The sequence below is a fragment of the Colwellia sp. F1 genome (genome assembly GCF_056238625.1).
In genome coordinates this window covers 1-4,411 of record NZ_JBWDLI010000036.1, presented here as the reverse complement: position 1 = coordinate 4,411, position 4,411 = coordinate 1, and the positions used below count along the sequence as shown (strand labels likewise).

The 4,411-nt window shown below is 44.6% G+C and carries 4 protein-coding genes; 3 read left to right on the top strand and 1 reads right to left on the bottom strand.

The window, feature by feature from the left end:
- Window positions 1-104, bottom strand: a 104-nt coding sequence (locus tag AC0UA9_RS16675) for an HU family DNA-binding protein (protein ID WP_475661781.1), incomplete at its 3' end; no start/stop codon positions are given.
- Window positions 105-509: 405 nt separating this feature from the next.
- On the opposite strand from AC0UA9_RS16675, the gene AC0UA9_RS16670 reads away from it, so the two are divergent.
- The 3 genes from AC0UA9_RS16670 to AC0UA9_RS16660 form a co-directional block, all read left to right on the top strand.
- Window positions 510-1,670: a DUF4214 domain-containing protein gene (locus AC0UA9_RS16670; protein WP_475661779.1), complete on the top strand. Its 1,161-nt coding sequence runs from the start codon at window positions 510-512 to the stop codon at window positions 1,668-1,670.
- A 1,128-nt stretch (window positions 1,671-2,798) separates the two neighbouring features.
- Entirely contained in the window at window positions 2,799-3,302 is a 504-nt protein-coding gene (locus AC0UA9_RS16665) for a hypothetical protein (protein WP_475661777.1), read from the top strand.
- 145 nt (window positions 3,303-3,447) lie between these two features.
- On the top strand, window positions 3,448-4,411 hold a 964-nt coding region (locus tag AC0UA9_RS16660), incomplete at its 3' end, for a hypothetical protein (protein ID WP_475661774.1).

Here is a 4,411-nt window from a genome sequence, read left to right as displayed (position 1 = left end):
GTGGTTGCTACAGTCTCTGTGAAAGCGTCCAAGACCCTGGTTGCTTTAGCTTTAGAAACATCTGCTGAAGCAGCAATACGGTCCACAAGCTCTTTTTTGTTCATGAGTCTAGTCCTTAATTTGACTTAATTTTTGAGCTGCCCAGTGAACAATATATCGGTGGGTACGAAGTGGGACAACGATCTGTAACCGTGTTTAATTTTTTCAGATAGTCGCCACGAGGGTGATTTGCTCGGTAAGCTTGAAAAATTGCTTTTTCAGGCCAAACTTCAGTCGCATGGAAATAGGCCAGAAGTGCCCCTTGTTGATTGAGGAGCTGCCAGTGAGTACCGAATTCTTCGGTACATAGATCGGTATCTTCAGGTTTTGGATGGGCGGCACGTTTTTAAGATATGGCTTACATACAAAGCGTGTGATCCTATGCAACACTGTTGTAACGAAGCTACCCACATCTGCTATTTTAGCAATCACTGGTTAGGTTTTTTATCTTTAATACGAAAAGGTTAATTATGAGTTATAGCTACCTTCCTGGAATTAATAAAGAAGAAATGAAGTCTGCTAATAGACTTAACTTTGAAGAATATTTCGATACGTCAAGTGAGTTGTTGGGGTGGGATAGTCAAGCGCGTCATTATACATCTAAAGACTATGCAATATTGGATGATTTATATGTGGCTGAGTTTAAGAGTGGGGCTACATATGACATATTTTCACATAGTTTTTTTGACCCTTTTATTTTAACTCTTTATGATAAAAATGGTGATGTTGTAGCGATCGATCAGGGTGGTGGGGACTATGGGACGGATCATATATTCGGTTTTGAGGCAGAATATACCGGCGATTACTATATAAATGCAAGCTGGGATCAGGGGGTATATCATACATATGTATCTGTTAGTATTTATGAAGACTTAGATACTATTCCATCTTTTCAAGAACCCACACCTGACCCCACACCTGAACCCACACCTGAACCCACACCTGAACCCACACCTGAACCCACACCTGAACCCACACCTGAACCCACACCTGAACCCACACCTGAACCCACACCTGAACCTGTGCCAGACTTTGAGTTTGTTTTTGGAACAGGAGGTGACGACGTATTTGAGGTTGAGTACGGCAAGCATATAGATGGTGGGCAAGGTGATGACAGAATCATTGTGGAATTTATTAGAGATGAAGTTGTTATAGAAAATAGCTTCGTCGAAAAAGAGGTTGTAACGCCGGAGGGAGTTTTTAAAGTCTCAGAAATAGAATATATTGAACTCGATGATGGAGTGCTTTCATTTGACGATGAAAGCGAAGCTGCGGAAATTTATAGGCTATACAAAGCCTCTTTTAATAGAGAGCCTGATCATGAGGGGTTAGGGTATTGGATAGATAAAAAGGAAAGTGGTTTAGGTTTGCAAGAAATAGCCCATAGCTTTATAGGCTCAAAGGAGTTTGTGAGTAAGTATGGGGTTGGTTTATCTAATGATTCTTATATAGATGCTTTGTATTTAAATGTTTTGGATCGGCGGCCGGATAGTTCTGGGTACGATTATTGGTTGGATAAAATGGATAATGGCACTAGTAAAGCAGCTTTGCTGGTTAGCTTTTCAGAAAGCCAAGAAAATATAGATAACACCTCAGGCCAGATTCAGGCTGAGGGTATGTGGTTGATATAACTTAATTTAACGAACTAGGCAGCCTGCATGCACTTGGTGATGCTTATCTCTTCTCTTTACGGATTAGATGGTCTTTATCGCCTGTTTTGGGCAGGAGCCAGGCTGCTTTTCTTACCGGTAAATCTAGGATATCCAAATCGCTATGTATGACAGGCCCGCTTATCTATCTAGCTTGAGAAAAGTCTGAGCTCACAACAGTGCTTTTTTGTCTATCGCTATTTAAACGTTATTAAATAATGCTTAACGGATTGCGGTTTTAGGCTTTTCTCCGATCTGGGGATATGGCCATGGCGTTTCGTAAAGTCAGCGATATCGACCCCGCCTTAAGCGATGGCAACGTGATCGAATGGTAGTCCTTCGCGAGGGCGTGCTACAACAACATCAAACCCACATTTCGAAGTAAGGCGAATAATCTCAAACAGTAAAGCAGCTCTGGGTAGCGCGCCTCGTAGTTAAGTATTTTGAGTATTATCCAGGAGCGCAAGCGTCTAATGCCCTACAGACTAACTGGGCCAACCTAATCCCGCGCTTACAATTAACTATATCGTTTATGTAGAATTTAGTATGCAGACCTCAGTTCTATAGGCACATCTACATGAGGGAAAGGAAAAAGCTCAAAAAACCTAAAAGGCCAAACGAAACCGACTAATGGAATGGTTTATTAATGGAATGGTTTTGAAGGGGAAGGGGCTTATCCCTAAAAGAATAGTTGATTGGAAACCCCAAAAGGCTGAAAAGGCTACCCCAGTCACTCAAGTATCTGCAACATAGACATGCTCCTGCCCCATCTGGCAATCTCACCTTACTGCGTCTAACGCACATCTAAATGCTACTTTGTTGCCTCATTTAACAAGATTTCATAAATTCACTAGTTAACACTCTCCGATTGTTCCAATCGCGAAATATTCTATAGCGCGATTTTATTTATCTATAGGTCTATTCGACCGCATTGTTCAGTGTCTCGTGCTGTTAGTCCTGATTGAGCGTTTGCGCCAAGTCCGCCAAGCACTCATCTCAAAAAGTACGGGATAGGGGAGCATGCCGTAATTGTCATTTTCAACAATTGTTGCGACTAAACAATAATTGCTGCGACAATCTCTATGTTGAGTTTACATAGAGCGCGCCCTTGTGACCGTTTCTCTCAAACAATGCAGAACCTTTAGCTTTCAAGATGGCACTCTCAAAGACGAAGCTGAGCGCTTAGTCGTTTGGTGGTATGGGCCTATCTTCAAGAATAATCGCTTACGCAGTGTCCCTAAAATCCATGTCTTCTTGAGAACCATCGACCATGAGAATAACTTAGGAGGCGTGGTTAGACGTGAGACAGTCTTAACGCATGTGGGGCTATTGAGAATCGGTTCAGTCTGGGAAAAGGGCGTGAGTAACTCCCGTATTGCCTACGAGGAGAAAAAATTCCCCATTTCGTTCTCTCCAGGCGGCTGGCGAATCGTCTCCCTAGACGACTTGCACAAAGCAGGACGCAGCCTCTACACCCCCTTTCATGACGCAAGCTATTTACCACTAGACAGAAAGCACAAATCTTACCTGATTGAATTTGACCATACCGAATGGCAAATATCTGCTCATCCCTTGCACAGAATTTTTTGCACGCGTTTATGGCCGATCAACTGAAATTAAGCGAGTACTCGCCACTTACCCTTGGGAGCAAGTCAAAGAACGTCTTTATCGACCACTTAATGCGCCCGCATCCCCAGGTACATGGCCTGTCAGATTCACGTATCGTGTTCACAGACACGATGCGATTTTGCTCGCGCACATGCTGTACGATCCCTATGCTGAACAAGCTGCCAGAAATATTTATTCGCAGACTGAAGCCAGCTTCCCCCAAGATAAGATGCTTTTAAAAGTCACTCCATGGTTTCAAGGCAGCGGGGAAATCTCTGTTTCTGGCGTTCCAATTGATGATGGCAACTCATTTCTAGGCTTGCAGATATTAGGCTGTACCCAGCCCGATGGTGCCACGATCCACCGCGCAAGAGAGAAATCAACGACAGTACCAGCCACCGATGGCGACGATGCCCCCTCTCAGTTTCCCTATCATCAGCTTCAAGATATCCCCGATGTGATTGACTTTACGGATGATGACGAGCCCGACCATGGTTCTTCTTGGCTAGACCTACCTGAAGACGAATTCGTTATTTTAGGTAAGCCTCGCGCCGTCTTAGATAAACGATATACCCGAAAAAACGTGCCCGATACACGAGGCGTCCCTGTTCCTGGTGACGAAACGATTTTCTCCACCGGGGAGCCCCATGGGTCAGGGAAGGGAGTGGGACAAGCGCCTATTCATGCTCCTATTACACTGGAATCGCAGGGTTTTCTACGTGATATGTGGAATGCGCTTCTTTATTTACAATCAGCCTATCCCGCAACGATTCGTGGCGTTAGCTGGTTTACCTTTGAAGATGGCTTCAGTATTTCCCCCGACCCTCGTTTGATAAGCCTCGAACCTTTCGGAGTAGACGACGATGTGGAAACGTCCGTCGATAACTGGGTCTACATTGACACTCAGACCAAGGTGCCTCGGGGGGGGCTCGTCTTTAGGGTGCATGTGTTAGATCAAACGCTTTATCTCATGGAGATCCAACGCCGCCCTCCTAAACCCAGAGCTGACGGAAGTGAGGAGGTATCCAAACCTCCCTCCTACAAAGGCTTAGTCTTCACTCTGAGCCACCAGGGCAGCTTTGAACATTGGTTGCGCCAAGTGCTGTCTAACGTGC